22 protein-coding genes and 1 pseudogene are annotated in these 22,169 nt (G+C 67.9%); 14 read left to right on the forward strand and 9 right to left on the reverse strand.

Annotation, left to right across the window (positions count from 1 at the left end):
* Positions 1-36: 36 nt before the first annotated feature.
* On the reverse strand, positions 37-693 hold the full coding sequence (locus ACQP2F_RS32405) for an MFS transporter (protein WP_433294167.1): 657 nt from the start codon (positions 691-693) through the stop codon (positions 37-39).
* A gap of 109 nt (positions 694-802) precedes the next feature.
* Positions 803-2,008, reverse strand: a complete 1,206-nt coding sequence (locus tag ACQP2F_RS32410; RefSeq protein ID WP_433294169.1) for an aldo/keto reductase — start codon at positions 2,006-2,008, stop codon at positions 803-805.
* Positions 2,009-2,157: 149 nt separating this feature from the next.
* Between ACQP2F_RS32410 and ACQP2F_RS32415 the strand changes: the two genes are divergently transcribed.
* From ACQP2F_RS32415 to ACQP2F_RS32435, 5 genes and pseudogenes are all read left to right on the forward strand, one after another.
* Complete coding sequence (locus ACQP2F_RS32415; protein ID WP_433294171.1) at positions 2,158-3,042, forward strand: helix-turn-helix transcriptional regulator; 885 nt, start codon at positions 2,158-2,160, stop codon at positions 3,040-3,042.
* 95 nt (positions 3,043-3,137) lie between these two features.
* Positions 3,138-4,118, forward strand: coding sequence for an aldo/keto reductase (locus ACQP2F_RS32420; protein WP_433294173.1), 981 nt, complete (start codon positions 3,138-3,140; stop codon positions 4,116-4,118).
* A gap of 2 nt (positions 4,119-4,120) precedes the next feature.
* On the forward strand, positions 4,121-4,774 hold the full coding sequence (locus ACQP2F_RS32425) for a flavodoxin (RefSeq protein ID WP_433294175.1): 654 nt from the start codon (positions 4,121-4,123) through the stop codon (positions 4,772-4,774).
* Between the two features lie 69 nt (positions 4,775-4,843).
* On the forward strand, positions 4,844-5,722 hold the full coding sequence (locus ACQP2F_RS32430) for an aldo/keto reductase (RefSeq protein WP_433294177.1): 879 nt from the start codon (positions 4,844-4,846) through the stop codon (positions 5,720-5,722).
* Positions 5,723-5,787: 65 nt separating this feature from the next.
* Positions 5,788-6,102: pseudogene (locus tag ACQP2F_RS32435) on the forward strand (ISL3 family transposase); the annotation flags it as partial.
* 100 nt (positions 6,103-6,202) lie between these two features.
* Here the strand turns inward: ACQP2F_RS32435 and ACQP2F_RS32440 are convergent.
* Positions 6,203-7,612 carry a sigma factor-like helix-turn-helix DNA-binding protein gene (locus tag ACQP2F_RS32440; protein WP_433294179.1) on the reverse strand — a complete coding sequence of 470 codons (1,410 nt, stop codon included), beginning with the start codon at positions 7,610-7,612 and terminating at the stop codon, positions 6,203-6,205.
* A gap of 276 nt (positions 7,613-7,888) precedes the next feature.
* Here ACQP2F_RS32440 and ACQP2F_RS32445 point away from each other — a divergent pair, with 276 nt between their 5' ends.
* Positions 7,889-9,091 carry a tyrosine-type recombinase/integrase gene (locus ACQP2F_RS32445; protein ID WP_433294181.1) on the forward strand — a complete coding sequence of 401 codons (1,203 nt, stop codon included), beginning with the start codon at positions 7,889-7,891 and terminating at the stop codon, positions 9,089-9,091.
* Between the two features lie 550 nt (positions 9,092-9,641).
* Here the strand turns inward: ACQP2F_RS32445 and ACQP2F_RS32450 are convergent.
* On the reverse strand, positions 9,642-10,301 hold the full coding sequence (locus ACQP2F_RS32450; RefSeq protein ID WP_433294183.1) for a TetR family transcriptional regulator: 660 nt from the start codon (positions 10,299-10,301) through the stop codon (positions 9,642-9,644).
* Positions 10,302-10,376: 75 nt separating this feature from the next.
* Between ACQP2F_RS32450 and ACQP2F_RS32455 the strand changes: the two genes are divergently transcribed.
* Together ACQP2F_RS32455 and ACQP2F_RS32460 are read left to right on the forward strand one after the other, a co-directional pair.
* Entirely contained in the window at positions 10,377-11,348 is a 972-nt protein-coding gene (locus ACQP2F_RS32455; protein ID WP_433294185.1) for a quinone oxidoreductase family protein, read from the forward strand.
* Positions 11,349-11,715: 367 nt separating this feature from the next.
* Positions 11,716-11,889, forward strand: a complete 174-nt coding sequence (locus ACQP2F_RS32460) for a CsbD family protein (protein ID WP_433294187.1) — start codon at positions 11,716-11,718, stop codon at positions 11,887-11,889.
* A gap of 121 nt (positions 11,890-12,010) precedes the next feature.
* Here the strand turns inward: ACQP2F_RS32460 and ACQP2F_RS32465 are convergent, their stop codons facing one another.
* Positions 12,011-12,826: an alpha/beta fold hydrolase gene (locus ACQP2F_RS32465; RefSeq protein WP_433294189.1), complete on the reverse strand. Its 816-nt coding sequence runs from the start codon at positions 12,824-12,826 to the stop codon at positions 12,011-12,013.
* A 306-nt stretch (positions 12,827-13,132) separates the two neighbouring features.
* On the opposite strand from ACQP2F_RS32465, the gene ACQP2F_RS32470 reads away from it, so the two are divergent.
* On the forward strand, positions 13,133-13,471 hold the full coding sequence (locus tag ACQP2F_RS32470; RefSeq protein ID WP_433294192.1) for an STAS domain-containing protein: 339 nt from the start codon (positions 13,133-13,135) through the stop codon (positions 13,469-13,471).
* Between the two features lie 174 nt (positions 13,472-13,645).
* Here the strand turns inward: ACQP2F_RS32470 and ACQP2F_RS32475 are convergent, their stop codons facing one another.
* Together ACQP2F_RS32475 and ACQP2F_RS32480 are read right to left on the reverse strand one after the other, a co-directional pair.
* Positions 13,646-13,918, reverse strand: coding sequence for a hypothetical protein (locus tag ACQP2F_RS32475; protein WP_433294194.1), 273 nt, complete (start codon positions 13,916-13,918; stop codon positions 13,646-13,648).
* A gap of 109 nt (positions 13,919-14,027) precedes the next feature.
* Positions 14,028-14,390 (reverse strand): hypothetical protein, encoded by a 363-nt coding sequence (locus tag ACQP2F_RS32480; protein WP_433294196.1) that lies wholly within the window; start codon positions 14,388-14,390, stop codon positions 14,028-14,030.
* Positions 14,391-14,695: 305 nt separating this feature from the next.
* On the opposite strand from ACQP2F_RS32480, the gene ACQP2F_RS32485 reads away from it, so the two are divergent.
* Both ACQP2F_RS32485 and ACQP2F_RS32490 read left to right on the forward strand, forming a co-directional pair.
* Positions 14,696-16,375, forward strand: coding sequence for a GAF domain-containing sensor histidine kinase (locus ACQP2F_RS32485; protein ID WP_433294198.1), 1,680 nt, complete (start codon positions 14,696-14,698; stop codon positions 16,373-16,375).
* A 52-nt stretch (positions 16,376-16,427) separates the two neighbouring features.
* Positions 16,428-16,859, forward strand: a complete 432-nt coding sequence (locus tag ACQP2F_RS32490; protein ID WP_433294201.1) for an ATP-binding protein — start codon at positions 16,428-16,430, stop codon at positions 16,857-16,859.
* Between the two features lie 109 nt (positions 16,860-16,968).
* Here the strand turns inward: ACQP2F_RS32490 and ACQP2F_RS32495 are convergent, their stop codons facing one another.
* Positions 16,969-17,331: a hypothetical protein gene (locus tag ACQP2F_RS32495; RefSeq protein ID WP_433294203.1), complete on the reverse strand. Its 363-nt coding sequence runs from the start codon at positions 17,329-17,331 to the stop codon at positions 16,969-16,971.
* A gap of 349 nt (positions 17,332-17,680) precedes the next feature.
* Between ACQP2F_RS32495 and ACQP2F_RS32500 the strand changes: the two genes are divergently transcribed.
* Positions 17,681-17,812 carry a hypothetical protein gene (locus ACQP2F_RS32500; protein ID WP_433294205.1) on the forward strand — a complete coding sequence of 44 codons (132 nt, stop codon included), beginning with the start codon at positions 17,681-17,683 and terminating at the stop codon, positions 17,810-17,812.
* Between the two features lie 238 nt (positions 17,813-18,050).
* On the opposite strand, the gene ACQP2F_RS32505 is transcribed toward ACQP2F_RS32500, so the two are convergent.
* Positions 18,051-20,123 carry a catalase gene (locus tag ACQP2F_RS32505; protein WP_433294207.1) on the reverse strand — a complete coding sequence of 691 codons (2,073 nt, stop codon included), beginning with the start codon at positions 20,121-20,123 and terminating at the stop codon, positions 18,051-18,053.
* A 124-nt stretch (positions 20,124-20,247) separates the two neighbouring features.
* On the opposite strand from ACQP2F_RS32505, the gene ACQP2F_RS32510 reads away from it, so the two are divergent.
* Positions 20,248-20,958 (forward strand): GAF and ANTAR domain-containing protein, encoded by a 711-nt coding sequence (locus ACQP2F_RS32510; protein ID WP_433294209.1) that lies wholly within the window; start codon positions 20,248-20,250, stop codon positions 20,956-20,958.
* 801 nt (positions 20,959-21,759) lie between these two features.
* Positions 21,760-22,152, forward strand: coding sequence for a hypothetical protein (locus ACQP2F_RS32515; protein ID WP_433294211.1), 393 nt, complete (start codon positions 21,760-21,762; stop codon positions 22,150-22,152).
* The last annotated feature ends 17 nt before the right edge of the window (positions 22,153-22,169 follow it).

The following is a 22,169-nucleotide window of genomic DNA, read 5'->3' on the forward strand; positions in this document are numbered from 1 at the left end:
CGGTTTGCTCGGCGTGGGCGAAGGCGTAGACCAGCGCTAGGATTCCGCCGCTGCCGAGCAGGGTTCCGGGGATGTCGAGCCGGTGGCGGGTGGGTGCGGCGACGTCGTGGATCGACGGGATCGCACCGCCACAGCAACAGCGGCGAACACAATGTTGATCAGCAGGCACCAGCGCCAGTCGACGTACTCGGTGAGCACGCCACCGAGCAGCAGGCCGGTGGCGTTGCCGGCCATGGCGATGGCGCTGAAGATCCCGAAGGCCTTGGCCCGTTCACGGCCGGTGGTGAACGCGGTCGCGACCAGGGACAGGGCGGCGGGGGCGAGGATGGCGCCGAAGACGCCTTGCAGTGCGCGGGCGGTGAGCAGCATGCCGGTGGTGACGGCGATGCCGCCGAGGGCGGATGCGAGGGCGAAACCGACGAGGCCGGTGAGGAAGATGCGTTTGCGGCCCCAGAGGTCGCCCAGGCGGCCGCCGAGTAGGAGCAGCCCGCCGAAGGTGAGGCTGTAGGCGGTGATGACCCACTGCCGGGTGCCGTCGGAGAAGCCCATGTCGGCCTGCATCCGGGGCAGGGCGATGTTGACGATGGTGCCATCGAGGATGACCATCAGCTGGGCGATCGAGATGAATGCGAGCGCCTGCCAGCGGCGGGGATCTATGGCGGGTGCCGTGGACGGTGCGGCGGTGTCGGTCATGGGTGCTTCCTGTGACAGTAGGTGGGCGGGTTAGGCGACCGGAAAGACGTGCGAAGCGTTCACCCGGCCGGCTCGGCGCGTGTGCCTCGCCGGGCCGGCCGGGTGGTGCTTAGCGGGTGGGTGCCTCGACGCCGGTCATGTCGAGGGCGGCCTGCGGGAGCCGGGCGCCGTGGATGGTGATGGCGGCGACGGCGGCGTTGAGCTGGGTGATCTCGGTCGGGGTGAAGGTGACCTGTTCGGTGCCGATGTTCTCGATGAGATGCGAGAGCCGGGTGGTGCTGGGGATCGCGACGATGTACGGGCGCTGGGCCATCAGCCAGGCGAGGGAGATCTGCGTGGGGGTGGCGCCCTTGCGGACGGCCCAGTCCTGCAGCAGCTGGACCAGCGGCATGTTCGCGGCCATGTTGGCGGCGCTGTTGCGGGGTACCTGGGTGCGGAAGTCACCGGCGGTGAAGCGGGTGTAGGGGCTGATGGTTCCGGTGGTGAATCCGGCGCCGAGCGGGCTGAACGGTATGAAGCCGATGCCCAGCTCGTCACACAGCGGCAGGACACTGGTCTTCGGGCCTCGCCAGATCATCGAGTATTCGTTCTCGATCGCGGTCAGCGGTTGAACGGCGTGGGCGCGGCGGATGGTGTTCAGGCCCGGCTCGGACAGGCCCCAGTGCAGGACCTTGCCCTGGCGGATCAGGTCTTTGACCGTGCCGGCGACGTCCTCGATGGGCACGGCCGGGTCGACCCGGTGTTGCAGGAGCAGGTCGATGCGGTCGGTGCGCAGCCGTTTGAGCATGCCGTCGACGGCGGCGCGGATGTGCGCGGGCCGGCTGTTCAACACGGCAGGGCCGAACGTCCCGGTGGCCGGGTCGATGTCGTAGCCGAACTTGGACGTGATGGTCACCTTGTCACGGACGCCGCGCAGGCTGTCGCCGAGGATGCTCTCGGCTTCGAACGGGCCGTAGGCTTCGGCGGTGTCGAAGGAGGTCACGCCCTGGTCGACGGCGGTCCGGATGAGGGTGACCATGTCGTTGCGGCTGGTGACCGGGCCGTAGAGGGTGCCGGGCAGCGTCTGGGTGCCCATTCCGAGGCTGGAGACCTTCAGGGTGCCGAGCCGCCGTTGTCCGCGCTGGGTGACGGCATCGGTTACCCGGCGGCTACCGCCGGCCGTGGTGTTGCGTCGCGGGTCGGCTTGCGCTTGGGCCGACGAGACGGCCCATCCGCCCACGGCGGACGCGGCGGCCAGGCCCGCGGCGCCGGCCAGCAGGCGGCGCCGGCTGCTGCCGGTGGGACCGCCGGTCGCGGTGTTGTCGATGTCGCTCATCGGCCTCGTTCTCCCGTGCATGTGGATAGTCGGTGTCGGGGTGGGCGTGTTTCTGAGTCCAGCACGGGCGCCGCCACGGTGGGAGCCCCGGTCAAGGGGGTCACTGGCAGAGGCTGCCTGCGGGTCGTGACCGCTCCTATGCTCGGGTTATGGACGACGCCCGACAGCAGCTGCGCGAGTTTCTGATGACCCGGCGCGCCCGGATCACGCCGGAACAAGCGGGCCTGCCGCGGATGAACGCATCCCGGCGGGTGCCCGGTCTGCGCCGAGAGGAACTGGCCTCGCTGGCCGGGGTGTCGATTAGCTACTACGTTCGGCTGGAACGCGGCGACGCGTCCGGGGCCTCCGACAGCGTCCTGGAAGCCATCGCCCGCGCGTTGCAACTCGACGACGCCGAACGCCGGCACCTGTTCACCCTCGCTCACGCCGGGGCCGGCACCCGGCCACAGCGTGTACCCCGGCCGGTCGCGCAGCAGCTACGCCCGAGCGTGCAGCTGTTCCTGGACGCGATCACCGATGCTCCCGTGGTGGTCGGCAACCATCGGGCGGACATCATCGGCGCCAACCGGCTGGGCTACGCCCTGTTCTCGCCGATGTGGGGCATCGACGATCCGAGCACCATGACCGAGCGGCCGCCGGCGGTCAACGGCGCCCGGTTCATGTTCCTCGACCCCGCCGCCCAGCGGTTCTACCCGCAATGGGAGCAGTCCGCCGACCAGATGGTCGCCATCCTGCGGGTGGCGGCCACCGACCATCCGTACGACAAACAGCTGTCCGCCCTCGTCGGCGACCTCGCCGTGCAGAGCGACGACTTCCGGATCCGCTGGGCCGAACACAACGTCCGCGAGCACCGCACCGGCCCCAAGACCCTGCATCACCCGATCGTCGGTGACATCACCCTCACCTACGAGGTCATGACCCTGGCTGCGGATCCAGGCCTGACCATGACCTCCTACTGCGCCGCTCCGCACACCCCGGACGCCGAAGCCCTGCGGCTTCTCGCCAGCTGGAGCACCCGGCTGCTCCAGCGGTAACCACCCGCCTCTCGTCTGATCGGCGCCGCCGTTTCTTGGTTCGGCACTGCCGCCATCGGCGTGCGCTCACACTTTGTTCCTCGAAAGGGAAAACCATGGAATACACGCGCCTGGGTAACTCCGGCCTGAAGGTCAGCCGCATCACGCTCGGCGGCATGAGCATCGGCGAGCCGGGGACGATGTGGGGCTGGAGCCTCGGCGAGGACGCCGCCCAGCCACTGCTGCGCCGCGCGGTCGAGCTGGGCATCACCTTCTGGGACACCGCCAACGCCTACGCCTACGGCTCATCCGAACAAATCCTCGGCCGGGCCGTCAAAAAGTACACGACCCGCGAGAAAATCGTGCTCGCCACGAAACTGTACTGGCCGATGCACGACGGCCCCGGCGGATCCGGGCTATCCCGCAAGGCGATCTTCGAGCAGACCGACGCGTCGCTGGCCCAGCTCGGCACCGACTACATCGACCTGTTGCAGATCCACCGCTTCGACCCAGAAGTCCCCGTCGAGGAGACCATGCAAGCCCTGCACGACGTGGTCACATCGGGCCGGGTCCGCTACATCGGCGCGTCCAGCATGTACGCCTGGCAGTTCGCGAAACTGCAGACCGCCGCCCAGCTCAACGGCTGGACCCGGTTCATCTCCATGCAGGACCAGTACAACCTCGCCCAGCGCGAAGAGGAACGCGAAATGTTCGGGCTGCTCGCCGACCAGGGCGTGGCCAGCATGCCCTGGAGCCCCCTGGCCGCCGGCCTGCTCGCCCGCCCCTGGGGCCAGGCCGGCACCACCCGCTCCCAAGAGAACTTCACCGTCGACCAGCACGGCCGGCCGATCTTCCTCGACAGCGACAAAGCCATCGTCGACGCCGTCGAACAGATCGCGAAACAGCGCGGCGTCGCCATGGCCTCCGTAGCCCTGGCCTGGGTGCTGCGGAACCCGGTCGTCAGCACCGTGATCGCCGGCGCCACCAAGGACACCCACCTCACCGACGCGGTCGCGGCGCTGGACATCACCCTGACCGACGACGAGGTCAACGCCCTGGAGAGCCCCTACACCCCCCGCGAACCCACCTACTTTTAACCATGACGCTGACCAGGCGTGGCGTGCTACGCGCGGCGAGTCTGCTCAGCGGCGCGACAGCCGCCGCCGCGTGCACCCCCGGCACCCCCGCACCCGCCATCAGCCCGTCCGCGAACGCAGTCACCATGAACTCGCCGAACCTGCTGATCGCCTACTTCTCCCGCCCCGGGGAAAACTACTGGAACGGTGGCCGGCGCACCCTCACGATCGGCAACACCGAAGCCCTCGCCGGCATGCTCGCCGACCGGCTCCGCTGCACCGTCTACCGCATCGAAGCGTCCGACCCCTACCCGGCCAGCTACGACGACACCGTCGCCCGCAACGTTCGTGAACAGGACACGAACGCCCGCCCCGCCATCGCCCGGCCACTACCGAACCTCGCCGCCTACGACGTCGTGCTGCTCGGCAGCCCCATCTGGAACCTACGCCCACCGATGATCATGAACACGTTCCTCGACCGGGTCGACCTGCGCGGCAAGACCATCCTGCCGTTCGTAACCTACGCCGTCAGCGGCCTCGGCAGCACCACCGACCTCTACCGCGCGGCGGCACCCGGCGCCACGGTCGGCGACGGCCTCGCCGTGCGCGGCGAACAGGTCACCGACGCCGCGCAACAGATCACCCGATGGCTGACCACGACCGGCCTGCACAGCTAAAACCTGACCCTTTCAGAGGGTCACTGACACGGTCTGCCTCACCACCACAACCACTCCTACGCTGGGACTATGACCATGATGATCAAGCTGAACAACGGTGTTGAGATGCCCGCCCTCGGACTGGGGGTCTTCCAGACCGCGCCCGAGGCCACCACCGACGCCGTCACCGCAGCGTTGGCCACGGGCTACCGCCTAATCGACACCGCCGCCGCGTACGGCAACGAACGCGAGGTCGGCGACGCCATCCGCCGATCCGGCGTCGACCGCGCCGAGGTGTTCATCGAGACGAAGATCTGGGTCACCGACTACGGCTACGACAAAACCCTGCACGCCTTCGAGAAGAGCGCAGCCAAACTCGACGTCGACCAACTCGACCTGCTCCTGCTGCACCAGCCCGTCCCCACCGCCTTCGACACCACCATCGACGCCTACCGGGCGCTGGAACAACTCCTCGCCGACGGCCGCGTCCGCGCCATCGGCGTCTCCAACTTCACCCCCGAGTTGCTCGCCGAACTGCGCAACCGCACCGAGATCGTCCCGGCGGTGAACCAGATCGAGCTGCACCCCTACTACACACAGCCCGATGTGCAGACCGCCGACGCCGAACTGGGCACCCTCACCCAGGCGTGGTCCCCAATCGGCGGGATCACCAGCTACCGCGGCGGGACCCGTCCCACCTTCGCCGACCCCACGATCCTCGACATCGCCGCCGCCCACGGCAAAACCGCCGCACAAGTGATGATCCGCTGGCACCTGCAGCAAGGCCGCTCGGCCATTCCCAAGTCGGTCCGACCGCAGCGCATCGCCGAGAACTTCGCCGTGTTCGACTTCCAGCTCACCACCGAACAGATCGCCGCGATCGACGCCCTGAAGACCGGCGAACGCGGCGGCATCGACCCCGCATCGATCAGCGCAGACGGATTCGGACTGATCATCCCCGAAGCCTGAGCCCTTTAAACAGACGCTCATGTGCCGGGCCGGTGCGGCCGCCGGCCCGGGTCGGCGCTCGAGTTTCGCGTAGCACGGTGCTGCGGGTGCTGATGGCGGCGCCGATCCCCGAGCCTGCGGTGCCGACCGTGCTCAGCGTGGACACCTTCGCGCTGCCCCAGAGCCGCCGCTATGCGACGTTGCTGATCGATGCGGTCACCCATCGCCGTGTCGATGTGCTGCCCGACCGCAAGGCCGGCACCCTCGCCGTGTGGCTGCAGGAACATCCCGGCGTGCAGGTGGTGTGCCGCGACGGGTCGGCGGGCTACGCCGAGGCGATCCGTACCGGAGCACCCCAAGCGGTGCAGGCCAGCGACCGCTGGCATCTGTGGGCGAATCTGGCCACGGCCGTCGAGAAGACCACGTTGCCTACGGCGGAACCCGTCAAGTCCAGTGAGACATCTTCTTCATTTTCTTGAGCTTTGTGCTGGTGGAAGGCTTCTAGCGGCTGCGGCGGTGAGTCTCTCCGAGGTCCTTGTCGTCGGGTTTATTGATCCATGACCGGGCCGGTGACGTCCAGGTGCCGGCGCCTTCCCTGTCCTGTGGGGTAGTTCGTAACGGCCGGATGAGCGAGGAGTCCGGCAGGAGCACCGGGGTGTCAGGCCATTCGGCGTCGTCGAGCATGATGGCCACATGTCGGCTGGCACGCTCGATCGCCGCGGCGTCGCCAGCGGCACGGGCGGCTTTGGCGCAGCGTAAGGCGGCCAGCTCTTCGACGTCGGCCGCGACCTGCCTCATGACCTGGTCGTTGCGCCGCGTCAGCGCGGCGATGGTGCGGACCAGCAGAGCGTCGGGCCCGCTCAGCGCGGCGGCGTCGGTGACGGCGAGCACCGCGTGCAGCAGATCGACCCCGACGTCGCCTGCTTGATTGAGAACGTCAGCGAAGATCTGGCCGACGTACTGTGCCGGTTTGGGCGGCCGGTGGCGGCGCCGCAAGTGTGCGAACGCCTGTTCCTGCAGTTGCCTGACCCGCTCGCGGCTCAGCGACAGGTCGGTGGCGACAGCGGCCAGCGTCCGGGCGGGGTCGCCGTGCAGGCCCAGCCGCTCGACGATGATGCGCTGGCTTCGCGGTGCGGCGAGGCCGCCGCCGCTGCGTCGAGCAGATCTCGCATGAAGATGGCGGCGTCCGATCCGGGAGGTGAGACTCGTCGTGGCGCCGCCGTCGACGGTGCATTCGCGCAGCCATGAGGAAATCCGCAGCCCTCCGGCGCGTCGATAGAGTTGCTCGCCAGCCGTACCGATCCGTTCCTCCGGGAAATAGCCGATCATGTGAAGGTCGGGATGGGCGGTGAACAGCTGCTCGCGTTGCAGGCTCAGGACAGTGCCGACGACGCCTGCCAGATCCGGCGTATCTGCTCGGCCGCCGCTCTTGGCCGCTCTCGACGTTGTGACCGCGGCACGGCTGGACGACTGATCAGGCGGCGAGAAGAGGTGGGAGGCGGCAAGCTCGACCGGTTGTGGCGGTCGCGCCCACGGGGCAGTCAGGACGGCCCGCCAGTCGTAGCCGGGCTCTACCGCGAAGCGGGCAAGTAGCCAGGCCATCGCCGCACCGGGATCGATGTTCTGTTCGGCGGGGATCATGTAGTTGAGTCGCAGCGTGATCGCTCCGGCCGTGCGGCCGAGCTGCGTGGTCAGCCCACCAAGCGACACACCTGCTTGCAGATTGTGGAGCAGTAAGGCCGCTTCGTCCGTCGACCAGGCCGCACCCATCGCCCTCGCCGTCCGCGCGACGCCGATGACCTCGAATTTCGGGCATGGCCACACCGAGATCAGTCCATAATGTATCCCTATGCTGTTATCGCCGAGCGTTTTTGCGTCCGGCCGGCGCCAGAAAGCCAAGGTGCTCGCCAAGCTCCACCAGAGCAGCGGTACAGGCGGGCCGATCGTTCATCCGTCACCGCCGTCGGTGAAATCACGATCCCTGCGTCGGCCTCCGAGGCCAGGCCGGGGTGCCGCCGCCGGCGATACGGCCGGCCGCCGTGTGAGCGGCTGCGGCGCGGTGGCACTCGAACGGGGCGTCGGCGTCCACCCGTTGCGGGCAATGTTGCCGGCCGTCGAGAACCAGCCCGGGTGACAGCGCACATTCGGGGTACACGGGCTGCGGTGTTCGCGAGGAACGCTCGGGTCATGGCTTACCTGACGCAACGAAAAGAATCGTTCTGCTTGCGCTGGCGCTCCTCCGGCGAGCATCAGTGCTGCACCTTCCGCGACCCGTCGGGGATGACGGCGATCGCGGCCAGGCACTACATCGAATCGCGGCGCCATCGGGTCACCAGTGGGGAGGTGTACGCGGCCATCGACCCGCAGTCGCCCAAGGCCGTACGGGCGGCGTCGCCGCTGCTACGCGACTGGATCGAGCGCTGGATCGCCATGAAGATCGACGTCAGCCCGGGCACCCACTACGAGTACGCGCGGCTGCTGCGCCGCCGGGTCGCCCGTGATCTCGGAGATCTACGGGTCGCCGACATCACCCGGCTCGAACACCTGGATCCGTGGAAGGCCGCCCTCGCTCAGCAGCTACGGCCGTCGAGCGTGCGAAAGCACTGGACGGTGTTGAGTCAGGTCCTGCGCGACGCGGTCCCGCGGTATCGGCCGGACAACCCGACGCGCCGCCCCGAGGGGCTGCGCAGCAACGGCCTGCCGCGTATCACGCCGTGGCAAGCGTGCCTACTCGACAGGGAGCAGGCCGCGATTCTTCTGCGCTGCTGCCAGGAGCCGATCCGGCCGCTCGTGCTGGCCGCGCTCAGCACCGGGATGCGGCTGGGCGAATTGCTCGGCTTGAAGGTTAGGCATGTGCGCCTGGATGTGCCGAGCCCGGCGGTGCACGTCGAGCAGGCGTTGTCCCGCACAGGCGAGTTCGGGCCGGTGAAGACTCCGAGGTCGCGGCGCTCGATTTTGCTGTCGCCGCACACGGCGCAGCTGTTCGGCGGCTGGCTCGCGGGCAAGCATCCGGAGCAGCTGGTTTTCGCCGCGCCCTGGGGTGGCCCGTGGGATGCCGGGAGCTTGCGACACCGGTATTGGCGTCCCGCGGTCGCCGCCGCGCAGCGCTGCCGGCTGCATCCGCCCGTGGGTGGGACCACAGGACGCCTCGGCCTGATAGCAGTGTCGGCGTGCGGGTGTTCGACTCGGCTGCATGCGAAGCCCCGTTTTCATGACCTGCGGCATTCGCATGTGGCGTTTCTGATCGCGGCCGGCTGGGATTTTTACATGATCCAGCTTCGACTCGGGCATGCGTCGATAAAGACGACGTTCGACACCTACGGGCATCTGCTTCCGCACGGCGAACGTGACCGGGTCGACGCCCTCGACCAGCTTCTACCTGAGCTGTGATGCGCCGTATTCGTGAGCCCTGGGTAGCCGTTCGCCTCGCCTCGCGCGGAATGTCCGACGCCTGACTCCGGCGACAACCGGTCGTGACCGATGTCGGCCGGTAGCTGAGCCGGCGAGTCTGGCCGTCCGGCGCTCGGCCAGGGAAGTTTCTGCACCGACGCTGGGCCCCATCTTTGGCGCATCCGCGATCGGCGCCGCTCGCCGCCATGGCCGCAACGCCGATCTACATCCCGCTGCACCGGCCATCGCCGACGGTCTACACAGCCTTTCGCCAGCGCTACCTGTTGATCAGATCCTCCGGTGCGACCACCTCGATCCGTGGAGGGCCGGCCTCGCGTGGGGAGTTGGCGGTGAGCGCTCGAAGCGCAGAATGGCTCGATGCTGGTCAGGGGCAGATCTGCCCTCTGATCCGGGCCGTTAAGTACGCGGAAGTGCTGTGGCGGCGAGCATCACGTTTCTCGGCTCGCGTTGAGATTGTCCCTGTCTGCGGCCGGTTGCAGGTGTAGGCCGGGTAGGTCCTGGCGCAGGCGGTGCTGCTGGGGCTTGTTCGTCAAGGAGTACGGCGCGAGTAGTCGGCGAGGCCGATGGCAGCAGCTCGGAGCAGCCGTGTGAGGCGAGGCTCGAAGTCAAGTGCGGCGTGTCGCCACCGGGCCTGCTGGGCGTAGAGCTGGGCCAAGGTCGGGGTGGGGTGCGCGATCTGCCAGAGGTTGGCGGTGACCCCCAGGGCCGTGGTGATCAGATCCTGGATCTGGGCCGCGCTCATCGTGCCTGCTACGGTCAGCGCCTCGACGATCGCGTCATATGCCTCGAACGATCGGGTCTTGTAGCGTCGCGCGCGCTCGAGATCGACATCGCCCTCGAGGCTCAGCGGCACATGAGTGAGCAGGTCGCAGAACAGCGGCTGGGCGGCGAGAGTGCTGCTCACCAGCGTCGCGGTCTCGGCCGGGGTGAGGGCTCGCTGATCGGCGAGGCGGGTGGTGACCGCGTCGCTCCACTGTTTCCATTCACGTTCGGCGAGTTCGAGCAGCAGCTCTTCTCGGCTGGCGAAGTAGCGTCGCACTGCAGACGGGTGCAGGCCGGCCGCCGCCGTGACCGCGGCGAGCGTGAGGTGGCGTACCCCGCCTCTTTCGGCGGCCAGGTCACGGGCCGCTGCCAGCAGATCTTCGGCGCGGCGTTGTTTGGCCTCCGCGGACCGGGCACGGTGATGCATCCCATGAACTTTACGCATGCCGGGTACGGTACGGTGAGTTAACGCAATTGGATTGCGTTAATGAAGGAGGCGGCCATGCAGGCTGCAGTGGTCACACAGTTCGGCGACCCCGACGTCTTTACTCTGTCCGAGCTACCAGATCCGCTACCGGGACCGGGTCAGATCTCGATCAACGTCAGTTACGCCGCCGTCGGACTGATCGACGTCTACATCCGCCAGGGGCTCTACCGAGACTTCCCCGGCCTCCCACAGCCGCCATTCGTGCCCGGACTTGAAGTAGCCGGCACGGTGCGAGCACTGGGCCCGGGAGTACGCGCTTTCCAGGTCGGCCAGCCGGTGGTCACGCTGTCCGGCACCGGCGCTGACAACGGGTACGCCTCCATTGCCGTCGTCGACGCGGCGATGGTGGCCGACTTGTCCGAAACCGAGGTGGATCCCGCGGTGGCGGTAGCGGTCGTGCCCAATGCCGCTACTGCCTATCTGGCGCTGAGTCGGGCGGCGCACCTGCAGCCGGGAGAACGGGTTCTGGTGCACGGGGCTCTCGGCGGCCTGGCTTCCGCATTCCCTGGTGTCGCCCGCCTTCTGGGCGCGGAAAGGGTGGTGGGCACCGTACGCGGGGGTGTACGCCCGACCGCCTTGCCCTACGACCGGCTCGTTTCCAGCGCCGACCTGGCGGCCGAGGTCGGCAACGAACGCTTCGACGTGGTGGTCGATCCGGTCGGCGGACAGGTGCGCACCGATAGTCTCGCGGTGATGGCTCCGATGGGGCGGATGCTCCTGGTCGGCAACGCCAGCGGTGATTGGGGGCACACGGTATCCACGACTGGCCTGTGGGGCAGCAATTTGTCGCTGGCCGGTTTCGCCGCCGGCTTCTATCTGCCATCCCACCCCGAGCAGGTGCCCCTGGCGGTCCAGGCCGCACGGCGGGCCATCGAACAAGGATTGCTCGACGTCCGCGTCGAGGCCCTCCCTCTCGCCCGGGCGGCTGAGGCTCACCGTCGACTCGAGAGCGGTTCGGTCGGCGGACGGATCGTCCTGACGCCTTGACCTCGATCGCGTAGCTCGAACTCGATGATGCGGCTGCGAACGGGCGGTAGGAACAGGCGGCCGGATCACGCAGGACCGACCCAGACGTACGGCCGTCGGCTCTCGAGCCCGAGCGCACAGAGTACGGACCCGCTCGGGACAGGTGAATAGGCGACGAAGTGGACCGAGCTACGCCGTTCGGCCAGCCGAGCCGTGCATGTGGCTCAATATGGGGCCGGCAAAACCTTGTGACCTGACGCAGGGAACTGCCCTGCTGAGGTTTTGCGTTGCCCGGTCCTGCCCCCGTGCGCCGGACATCGTCGATGATTGCCCGCCGGACAAGTCGGGTACCCGTCAACCAGACACTTCGGCATTCAGGAGGGCCGGCATGGCGTTCGATGACAAGGTTGACAACAAGGCCGAGGAGTTCGGCGGCAAGGTAAAAGAGGGAGTCGGCAAGGCCACCGACGATGAGCAGCTCGAGGCTGAGGGTAAGGCGGACCAGAGCAGCTCGAAGCTCAAGCAGGCCGTTGAGAACGTGAAGGACGCTTTCAAGTCTTAACAGCAGCCGGCAGCATGCTGCGAGGCGGTATCGCCAGGCCGAGGAGTAAGCGCCCGCGCCTGGCGTGCCGCCCGCCGCGCTTCAGCAGAGTCGCGTTGCCGGCATGCCCCTGTGCTGCGTGCTAGCGGCCGTTCAGGTACGCCGTCATGACCTCGATGGTTTCTTCCGGGGCGCTGAGGTTGGGGCAATGCCCCGTGGCGTTCATGACCACCATCGCGCTCTGGCGCAGGTGAGCGTTCACGTACTCCCCCACCGGGCGAGGGGCGATGATGTCGTCGGTGCACTGCATGACCAGCGAAGGCGTGCTTACCGCGGCCAGGTCCTTGCGGTTGTCGGACAGGAACGTGACCCGGGCGAACTTCTTGGCGATGTCCGGGTCCGTGGCACAAAAACTGTTGACCAGCTCCTGGCTCAGCTCCGGCCGCTGCGGATTCGCCATGATCATCGGCGCGATCGCACTGGACCAGCCCAGATAGTTACTGTCCAGCGCGTGCATCATCTGTTCGATGTCGCTGCGGCTGAAACCTCCAATGTAGTCACCGTCGTCGATGTAGGACGGCGAGGGGCCGACGAGGATGAGGTGGGCGAAACGTTCGGGTTCCCGGATCGCTGCCAGCATGCCGATCATGGCACTGACCGAGTGCCCGACGAAGATCACATCGTGCAGGTCGAGATCGTGCACGATCTGCAACACATCGCAGGCGTAGCCGTCCAGGCTGGCGTAACGGGCGTCGTCGTAGGCACTCAGGTCCGAGCGGCCGACCCCGACGTGGTCGAACAGTACGACTCGGTAACTTTCGGTGAAGAACGGCGCTACCAGCCGCCACATGTTCTGGTCACAGCCGTAGCCATGGGCGAAGATCATCGGCTGACCCTCTGGGACGCCGGTGATGTGGATGGCGTGCCGGCGTACCGTCTGCTCGGCTTGCTCCGTCATCGGTTCAGCCTCTCATCGATGGCGGACGCTCACTACACCTGCTGTCACTGAACCGGGTTAGGTCGGTTACCGCCTCGCGGTGACCAGGTAACCGGTGGTACGGCCCGCTAAGCGCGAGGCCCGTCAATTTTGGTCGATGCAGACAGCAGGGATGTGCTGGCGTGACGCAAACGCGGCGACAGGTGATCGGGAAAGACCTGACTTCTGGCTGGACATACGTACCATAGTCGGGCAGCGCGCTGCGAGAGTCCCGAGCGTTCGGCGTCGTGACTGACTCGTCGATGCGGTCAGCGGGACGGAGCAGCTATGGACATCGCCTTCTATGACGATGGTGGTGGCGGGACCCGCTTGGTGATCGACGGTGAGCTCGACATGGCCACCGCCGGTGACCTGGACCAGCAGGTCGGGGCCACTCTCGAACGCGGACCGCTTGACCGGCTGATCGTTGACCTCGCAAACTTGCGGTTCTGTGACACTTCCGGCATCTACGCCCTGTTACGCGCCCGGGAGAGTGCGCTGCGGCACGGTGCGGCTTTCCAAGTGGTCAATGTGGTCGGTATTACTCGTCGCTCGCTGGAGATCACGGGATTGCTGCAGGTGCTCAGTGCGGTGGGTGCCGCACCGGCTCAGCGCCCATCGCCCTGATCGGGTCCGGACGAGCGGGGGCCGGCGGAGCGGGAGCAGGTCAGGAAACGCGGTAAGGCTGGCGTCAGGGGCGGCTGCGATCGGCTTCGTCGCGTCCAGCGGGTGTCGGGCGACGGGGACGGTCGTCCGCGCGTTCAACCAGCCGCGCGATCGGATGGTGCCCCGCGGAAGCGTTTACCGGTGTTCTTCGACGATGGCCGCCGCGACCGCGGTGAGCTGCGCTCCGTCCGGCTCGAAGCCCGCGGCGATGTCCGGGTGCAGGCCGCCCCGCGTCTCGACCAGTAGCTCCTGGGCAACTTCCGGAACGCTTTCGCCGGTGTAGTGGTCCTCGACCGTGTGAGTAGCGTGCTGCAGTGCTGAGGTAAGCTGATCCTCCAAGGGCTTGCGCAAGCGCTGCCCGACCGGTCCCAGGGAGTCGGCGTCCAAGGTGACTCGCGGATTGATCATCTTCAACTCCGGGTGAGGTACGACGATGGCGGGCGCAATATGCCCGCATCCTCGCGGGCTCAATCACCGCGTTCTCGGCCCTTTGTTCCTTCGACACTAGCGTTTGCGATCACGGCGCCAGTCGTTGCAGCAGCACGCGGCCGATCGACGCCACCACCGCCCGGTCCCCGGTCCGTACGACTTCACCGTGTCCGTCCCGGCACAGCGCCGCCGCGTAGTCCGGCGTCATCACCGCAGGACAGTTCTCGCCCCGAAACGGCTTGCCGCCCGAATCCGGCGTCAGGATCGCGGCGTACGCGGCGCGGCGGGCGACGTCCGCGCTGCGCGGCAGCCACGCCGCGGCGCCGGCAGGATCGGTAGAGGAGCCGAGTACTACGGCGCGGCTCAAGCTTGGCACCACGTCCGCCATCGTGCGCAACGCCTGGCCGGCCGCGTTGTCGTCAACCGGATGGGGTGCGCCGGCCCGGGCCACCTCGCGGGGGCTGCCGGTGGGCCGGGACGCCCGGGCTGCGGAGAACGTAGCCCGCAGCGATCCGCGCGCATCGCGCCCGATAGAAGGATACGCAGCCGCTCGCCCGAGATGGCAACCCTTGCCCCCAATGCGCGCCGAAGGAACGCTCGGTGACGAGGTCCGCCTCCGGTCATGATGCTTCGGTGATGATCATGGCGCCGGTGGGCCGGGCGGCCCGCAGTGCACGGGATGGCCAGCCGTCAGGGCGCAGTCGCTCAGCATCACGTTGACTGTGCCGATAGGCAGAGGTGACGTCCGCAGCGGTCGTGGCAGATAGCCGGGAAAGCCGGCGCCTTGCCGCGCTCGAGGACTACCACCTTTTCGACGCGCCGCTCGACGCCGAGCTGACTGCGGTGGTCCGCATGGCCACCACTCTCGCCGGCGTACCCACCGGGACTCTTAACCTGATCGACGGCGACCAGCAGCGCCCACTGGGCGCCGTCGGTTTCCGGGGCACAGCCTGCTCCCGCGGCGACTCGATGTGCGCGCTGCGGTTCCTCGACGGTGAAACGGTCCACGTCCCGGACGCCTCCGCCGACCCTGTCTACGCCTGCAATCCGTGGGTCACCGGGAAACTCGGCGCCGTCCGCTTCTACACATCCGTTCCGCTGATCACCACGGACGGCCACAGTCTGGGCACCCTGTGCGTGTTCGACACCGTCCCGCGGCACCTCACCGGCGACCAGCTAGCCGCCCTCGACGACGCCGCGAAGGTAGCGGTCGCCCTGCTCGAACGACGCCGGGAAACCCTGCACCACGCGCGCCTCGCCGCACAGGCACAACGCCGGGAGGCGTTCATCAACACCGTTCTGGACACCATCGATGTCGCGGTCGCCGCCGCCGACCCCGCCGGCCATCTCACCCTGTTCAACCGGGCCGCGCGCCGCTGGCACGGCCTGGACACCGACCCGGACGTCGACCCCGCCGACGTCACCGGCCGCTACACCCTGCTGACCTCCGGCTGGCTGACTCCTCTACCCGACAACGAGACCCCTCTGCAACGCACGCTGCGCGACGGGCAGGTCAACAACCAGGAGCTGACCATCCGTCCCAGCAACGGATCCGACGTCCACGTCACCGCGACCGGACGACGTCTCACCACCGAGGACGGCACCGTCCTGGGTGCCGTCGTCGCCATGAACGACATCACCACCCAGCGAGCCCAGCGCGCGGCTCTGCAACGCGCCTACGAAGACCTGGCCGACCGCAGCGGCCAACTCGCCGCCACCATCACCGACCTGCAGCGCTCCAATGCCGAACTCACCCAGTTCGCCGCCGCGGTCAGCCACGACCTCGCCGCACCCCTGGCCGCCGTGCACGGCTACCTCGAGCTGCTCGACACCATCGGCGATGCCGGCGACCCCGACGCCGCCACGTGGATCACCAAGGCCGCTCGCGCGGTCACCCGCATGCAAACTCTCATCGATGCGCTCCTGGACTACGCCCAATCCGGACACCGCACCGGCCGCACCGGCCCGGTGAACCTGCAGGAAGTCGTCGAGCACACCGTGCTCGACCTCAAGGTCGCCATCGAAGCCAGCGGCGCCGAGGTCACCGTCAGCGCACTCCCCCAGGTCAACGGGGACGCGACCCTGTTGCGGCAGCTGATGCAGAACATCATCGCCAACGCCATCAAATATCGGCACCCTCAACGCGCCTGCCGCATCCGGATCGGCGCCGCCATCGACACCCACACCTGCACGATCACGGTCGCTGACAACGGCATCGGCATCCCCGCCGACCAGCACGAACGTGTCTTCGACATGTTCGCCCGCGTCAACCCGCAGGACCAGACCGGGCACGGCATCGGCCTGGCCACCTGCCATCGCATCATCGAACGCCACGGCGGCACCATCAGAATCGCCGACACCCCTGGCGGTGGCACCACTGTGCAGGTCACGCTTCCCCCACCCGCGCCCTCGCCGATCAGCGGCGAGCATGCGTAAAAGCACCGGCGTCGTGAGCTTAGAACCGCCGCGGACCGGGAATGTCGCTTTCGTGCCCGAGCTGCAGACGTCTCCGCCCCCGCCGCAAGCCCAGGAACTGCACGTCTGGATCCTGGACGACAGCACCCAACTGCGGCACCTGCGCGGCGCGTTGCACCAGGCTCTGACCGGGCACCCTCTGGTGGCCGGCGGCACCGTCGGCGACGTCCCGGAACGCATGATCCTGGTCGCGACCGAGCTGGCCACCAACGCCATCGTTCACGGCCGCCCACCCACCGAGATACGGCTGCTGCGCGCCGACGACTGCTTCGTCCTCGACGTCGCCGACCACGACCTGAGCACCGTGCCGGAACTGGCCGACACCCGGCCCCAGCACGCAGGCGGACGCGGACTGCAACTGGCCCGCTCGTTCTCCCTTCAGGTCGGCTGGTACGCCACCGACACCACAAAACACATCTGGGCGAGTTTTCCCCTACCCAACTGAACCGGTAGGCGCGGATGAAGACGTCTCCAGGACGGCCTCGGAGGATTGTTGACGACCACGGCCGTAGTCGATGCCGTGGTCGGTGATGGGGGCGCCTTCACTCATAGGCCTACCATGCCATTTGCGCGTCGATCTCGCGCTGATCAGCAGCCCGTTCACGCTGCTCAACGATTCGTTCTCGCTCGTCGAGCACACGCTCTCGGCGGCATAAGTCGCGTTCTCGCTTCTCCAGGTGGCGTTGCCGGGCCGCAGCCAACCGTTTGCGTTCTGCCGATCTCCGTCTGTCGTGGTCGACGGTGTCCGAACGGCAACGCCTCGAAGCGCCGGCCTGGGCTGATGTCGCTTCTGCCCGTACCGTCTCGCTGCCGACGATTCCGGCGTTTCGGCCACGTTGTGCCTGCAACGCCGCCGCTGACACCGCAACCTCGGCATCGATCTCTTTCTGCTGCCAGGACCAGTCGTCCCCATCCATAATCTCGAGCATTACACCGACTCGCATCCCCGGCCGTGCCAACCTCCGGCCCGACTCCGCCAGCGCCTGAGCAGCACGAGCGAGCCGCACGGCGGCTGTGAGCTGCAACTCCTGCGCCCTGCGCAACCGCTGCCCAGCCCCCGCCAGTACGGGCTGCACCCCCTGCATCCGACCGCGACGAACAACCTCACCCATCCATCATCATTACCCGCCTAACCAAGACATCTCGCCGACAAGTCTCGTACGCGTCCCCCCTTCTGCCCGGACTATTCACTCGGACGCGACAATTCCTGGGGCAACCGACGGGTCATCGGCCCCACGAAACCTGGAGCGGAACACCAAACTACGAATGCAGCGACTGCTGGCCGACTCGGATATGCAGCACCTGCGGCACGGCGACGAGCCCAGCCTGGCCGCGTTAAGACAGCGGGCCATCGACGGGATCGCCACCGGCGAAGAAGTCGGCTCCCGGTCGCATTGACCTCGTGCGCGTACCGTTCCGGCCTGGATCCCGAGTGCTGGGCGCCCGGACAGGGCCGACCGGTAGTTAGTCGACACCGATGCTGGTCCGCGACGGCGTCCCGCTCAGCACGTTTGCCATGCATTACCGGGAGCCGCCCGTACCGTAAGAGAATTGTCTGCCTTACTCCGGCCCCGCGATCGGCGTCAGCGATCGCCGCTACCCCCGGACGACACCGGCGACGACTGCCACCACGCGGTCAGGCGGCCGGTGGCACCGCCGAGGCCATCACGGCGTCCGCTCGCGCCCACACCCGGTGCAGGCCCACTGCGGCGACCAACGCATCGGTGAACGCCTTGCCGGCCGCGTCGGCGCCGATGACACCGTCGGCGTCCGCGTCGATACCCGCGATCTGCAACTGGCTGATGCCGTCGCCCCACGCACCCACCACCTTGAGATGCCGGTAGGCCTCCTGCAACAGGATGACGGTCTTGATGTTGTTCGTCGGCGTGGTGCCCGCGGCCACGACGACCGCGTCGAACTCGATCGACCGGGCGGTCAGGACCGTACGGTCCACCGGCACGCCCGCACGGGCCGTACCCAAGGTTCCGCCCACCGGGGCGATCACCAGCACCGTCGCGCCGAGCTTGGCGAGGGCGGTAGAAAGCTTGCGCAGGCCGGCCAGATCCGACCCGCGGTCCGCGATCACCCCGATCTTGCGGCCGGCGATCAGGCCCGGCTGCTCGACCAACTGGGACAACGCCGGGGACAGCGTGACATCGCCGACCGGGCTGCCGGACGGGGCGGGCAAGCCGAGGCCTTCGGCGACCTGAGCGCACAACTCCGCGTCGACGTTGGCGAGCACGGCCAGCTGACGCTCCTTGATCGCCTGCTCGTAAACTTTGCCGAGCTCGAAGGTGAACGCTTCGACGATGTGGGCCTGCTCGACCGGGCTCAGCGACCGGTAGAACATCGCCGGCTGGGTGAAGTGGTCGTCGAAGGACACCGGGTTCTCCCGGACGGTGAACCCGTCGACCGGGCGGGCGGTCTGCACGTACGCGCCGTCGCCCGCCGTCGCAACCTGCGGAAGGCCGTCGTCAAGGCTGTTCGGCCGGTACGGGGCGACACCGGGGTGGACGCCGTGCTGGTGCATGCCGTCGCGGAACATGTCGTTGACCGGGCACCGCGGGGCGTTGATCGGCAGCTGCGCGAAGTTGGGGCCGCCGAGGCGGGTCAGCTGCGTATCCAGGTAGGAGAACAAGCGGGCCTGCATCAGCGGATCGTTGGTGACCTCGATGCCGGGGACGAGGTGCCCGGTGTGGAAGGCGACCTGTTCGGTCTCGGCGAAGTAGTTCGTCGGGTTACGGTCCAGGGTCAGCTTGCCGATCAGCTGCACCGGCGCAAGTTCCTCCGGCACGATCTTCGTCGGGTCCAGCAGGTCGATGCCCTCGAACGTGTCGGTGCCGTCGTCAGCCATGACCTGAATGCCCAGCTCGTACTCCAGCGGCGCGCCCGCGGTGATGCCGTCGGCCATGTCACGGCGGTGGAAGTCCGGGTCGACGCCCGCGGCGATCTGCGCCTCCTCCCACACCAGTGAGTGCACGCCCGCCACCGGCTTCCAGTGGAACTTGACCAGGCTGGTCGCCCCCTCGGCGTTGACCAGCCTAAACGTGTGCACGCCGAAGCCTTCCATCGTCCGGTACGAACGGGGAATGCCGCGGTCGGACATGTTCCAGAAGACGTGGTGCGTGGCCTCGGTGTGCAGCGACACGAAGTCCCAGAACGTGTCGTGAGCGCTCTGCGCCTGCGGAATCTCTACATCCGGATGCGGCTTGCCGGCGTGGATGACGTCCGGGAACTTGATGCCGTCCTGGATGAAGAACACCGGAATGTTGTTGCCGACCAGGTCGAAGACTCCCTCGTCGGTGTAGAACTTCACCGCGAAACCCCGAGTGTCGCGCACCGTGTCAGCCGACCCGCGCGAGCCCAGCACGGTGGAGAACCGGACGAACACCTGCGTACGGGCACCGGCCCGCAGGAACGCGGCCCGGGTGACCGACTCGGCCGACCCGTGCGCCTCGAAACTGCCGTGCGCCGCCGCGCCGCGCGCGTGTACCACCCGTTCCGGAATGCGCTCATGATCAAAATGGGTGATCTTCTCGCGCAGGTGAAAGTCTTCCAGCAGGCTCGGCCCGCGCTCACCGGCCTTGAGCGAATGATCCGTGTCCGGCAACCGAACACCCTGCGCCGTGGTGAGGAAAGTGCCCGTCTGTGTCAATGCCGAGACGCCCGGTGCGGGTTCTTCAGCGTTGTTCTTGCGAGGTGTGGCCACGACAAACTCCACCTATCCTTTTCCAGGGGTGGAGGCGACCTGTTTCACCTTCCGCGCCAACCTAGCACCAACCTTCGGTTCCACCACCGAACACGGCGGCAAAATGATCAGACGAGGGAGTCTTGTGACCGGCATCGACGAGCAACTGGCCCAGACTCCCGCCGACGAAACCCTCGACCAGCTCGCCCGCGCCGCGCGCGCCCTGCGCACCGACGGCTCCTCCACGTCAGCACTGAGCGCCGTCGTCACCCAGGCCATCGAGACCATCACGCCGGCAACCTCGGCCGGGTTGATCGAACTCGAGCACGGTCGTCTCGTCCCGAAAGCCACGCACGGCGCCGCCCCGCTGGTCCTCGATCATCTGCAGCAGCAACTCGGCGCCGGACCCTGCATCGACACCGCCCGCGATCAGAGCGTCACCGTCATCGATGACACCGCCACCGACGGACGCTGGCCCCGCTTCGCGGCGGCAGCCGCCGAGATCGGCGTCCGCAGCATGCTGTGCGCACCGTTGTGGGTCGACCAGCGCCGCCTCGGCACCCTCAGCGTCTACGGCCCTACTGTCCGCGCTTTCGGCGAAGCCGAACGACGCGTCGCCGCCCTCTATGCCACCCTCGCCGCGCTCGCCTTGGCCGACGGGCAACGTGTCGCCAACCTCAACCTCGCCCTGGACAACCGCGACATCATCGGCCAGGCCAAAGGCATCTTGATCGAACGACACCGCCTGACCGCCGAAGCCGCCTTCGAGTTGCTCTCGAAGACCTCGCAGAACACCAACCAGAAACTCCTGGCCGTGGCCGAGACCCTCATCGCAACCGGAGAACTCCCGGACTGACTTGCGGCGGTCCTCGCGTCCCACCATCAAGACGCCTGAACCGGACAGGGCGCGAACGGTCGACAGGGTCCGGCTGCCGCTGAGAACGGCCGTCTCGGTGATCTCGACGACCAGCTGCGCGGCCGGGACGTCGTGTCGCTCGAGAGCGCCGGCGACCAGCACGGGCAGAGCCGGATCCAGCAGCTGCCGGGCCGACACGTTCACACTGGTCGAGTTCGGCGCTTCGCCGCGGTGGGGCTCGCCTCCCACGCGCGTCAGGCCGCGTGAGCGCTGATCCGCGCGGCCCGCGAGACTGCATCCGCCGAGATGAACCCGACGGCTCGCCCGGGCGGCACGAAGGCCGCCGTGCGCGTCGGCGCGGACGAAGCGGTGTAGTCGCGCTTCTCTCGGGTACGCGCCTGCGATGGAATGCACAGGGCTGTCCGACACAATGCCCACCGCACCGGTCCGAGGTGGGTCTTGGCCCCGCTGACCTGGCACATGGACACCACTGCGGGGTCCACGGTCTGCGCCGTACACGGTGCACCCGACGCCTCCTCGCTGCACCTCCTACGCACTGCCTTGGACCGCAGCCTCGTCCGGCATCCCGGCCGGCTGACGATCGACCTTTCGGGCCTGTCACTGGCGGACCGTTTGACGGTGACCTGTTCGGCGGTACCGGCCGGACACCGAGGCCTGGCGTCCGGAACGTCGCTGGTGCTTTCGTCCGCACCCTCACCCGCGCTACCCGCCTCACGCACGTCGGCGGGTAGACGCGCTCAGCTCAGTCGTCGGCCCGACACCGCACACGAGGCGTTGATCATGGGACTGCTGCGCTCGCCCTCGTTCACCGAGCAGATCCTGCCCATCTCCGGCGCCGCCCGGCGGGGCCGCGACCTCGCCACGCAAGCATGCCTGGCGTGGGGACTGACCGGCCTGATCGGTTTCGCATCGACCTTGGCCAGCGAGCTCGTCTCCTGGGCTATCAGCACGACGTCGACAATGATGACAGTGGTAGCGATGTTGGACCGTGACGTGCTCTACCTGTGGGTCCGGGCCGGCGCCGCACCAGCCGCGCAAGCGGCGAATATGCAGAACCTCGTGCTCGAGGCAACACTCATCGACGGGATGGCCGACCACTGGGGATGGCTGTCGGACGGTGACGATATGGTGACCTGGGCCGCCCTGATGCTCCGAACGGCCGGCCCCCACTGACCCGGCACGGCCACCGC

The sequence above is a fragment of the Actinoplanes sp. CA-030573 genome, assembly GCF_050951115.1.
In the GTDB taxonomy this organism is placed as follows: Bacteria; Actinomycetota; Actinomycetes; order Mycobacteriales; family Micromonosporaceae; genus Actinoplanes.

Excerpts from the sequence above, each read along its gene's own strand:
- ACQP2F_RS32405 (WP_433294167.1), bottom strand. The coding sequence starts at position 693 with ATGACCGACACCGCCGCACCGTCCACGGCACCCGCCATAGATCCCCGC.
- ACQP2F_RS32410 (WP_433294169.1), bottom strand. The coding sequence starts at position 2,008 with ATGAGCGACATCGACAACACCGCGACCGGCGGTCCCACCGGCAGCAGC.
- ACQP2F_RS32415 (WP_433294171.1), top strand. The coding sequence starts at position 2,158 with ATGGACGACGCCCGACAGCAGCTGCGCGAGTTTCTGATGACCCGGCGC.
- ACQP2F_RS32420 (WP_433294173.1), top strand. The coding sequence starts at position 3,138 with ATGGAATACACGCGCCTGGGTAACTCCGGCCTGAAGGTCAGCCGCATC.
- ACQP2F_RS32425 (WP_433294175.1), top strand. The coding sequence starts at position 4,121 with ATGACGCTGACCAGGCGTGGCGTGCTACGCGCGGCGAGTCTGCTCAGC.
- ACQP2F_RS32430 (WP_433294177.1), top strand. The coding sequence starts at position 4,844 with ATGACCATGATGATCAAGCTGAACAACGGTGTTGAGATGCCCGCCCTC.
- ACQP2F_RS32445 (WP_433294181.1), top strand. The coding sequence starts at position 7,889 with ATGGCTTACCTGACGCAACGAAAAGAATCGTTCTGCTTGCGCTGGCGC.
- ACQP2F_RS32450 (WP_433294183.1), bottom strand. The coding sequence starts at position 10,301 with ATGCATCACCGTGCCCGGTCCGCGGAGGCCAAACAACGCCGCGCCGAA.
- ACQP2F_RS32455 (WP_433294185.1), top strand. The coding sequence starts at position 10,377 with ATGCAGGCTGCAGTGGTCACACAGTTCGGCGACCCCGACGTCTTTACT.
- ACQP2F_RS32460 (WP_433294187.1), top strand. The coding sequence starts at position 11,716 with ATGGCGTTCGATGACAAGGTTGACAACAAGGCCGAGGAGTTCGGCGGC.
- ACQP2F_RS32465 (WP_433294189.1), bottom strand. The coding sequence starts at position 12,826 with ATGACGGAGCAAGCCGAGCAGACGGTACGCCGGCACGCCATCCACATC.
- ACQP2F_RS32470 (WP_433294192.1), top strand. The coding sequence starts at position 13,133 with ATGGACATCGCCTTCTATGACGATGGTGGTGGCGGGACCCGCTTGGTG.
- ACQP2F_RS32475 (WP_433294194.1), bottom strand. The coding sequence starts at position 13,918 with ATGATCAATCCGCGAGTCACCTTGGACGCCGACTCCCTGGGACCGGTC.
- ACQP2F_RS32495 (WP_433294203.1), bottom strand. The coding sequence starts at position 17,331 with ATGGATGGGGACGACTGGTCCTGGCAGCAGAAAGAGATCGATGCCGAG.
- ACQP2F_RS32500 (WP_433294205.1), top strand. The coding sequence starts at position 17,681 with ATGCAGCGACTGCTGGCCGACTCGGATATGCAGCACCTGCGGCACGGC.
- ACQP2F_RS32515 (WP_433294211.1), top strand. The coding sequence starts at position 21,760 with ATGGGACTGCTGCGCTCGCCCTCGTTCACCGAGCAGATCCTGCCCATC.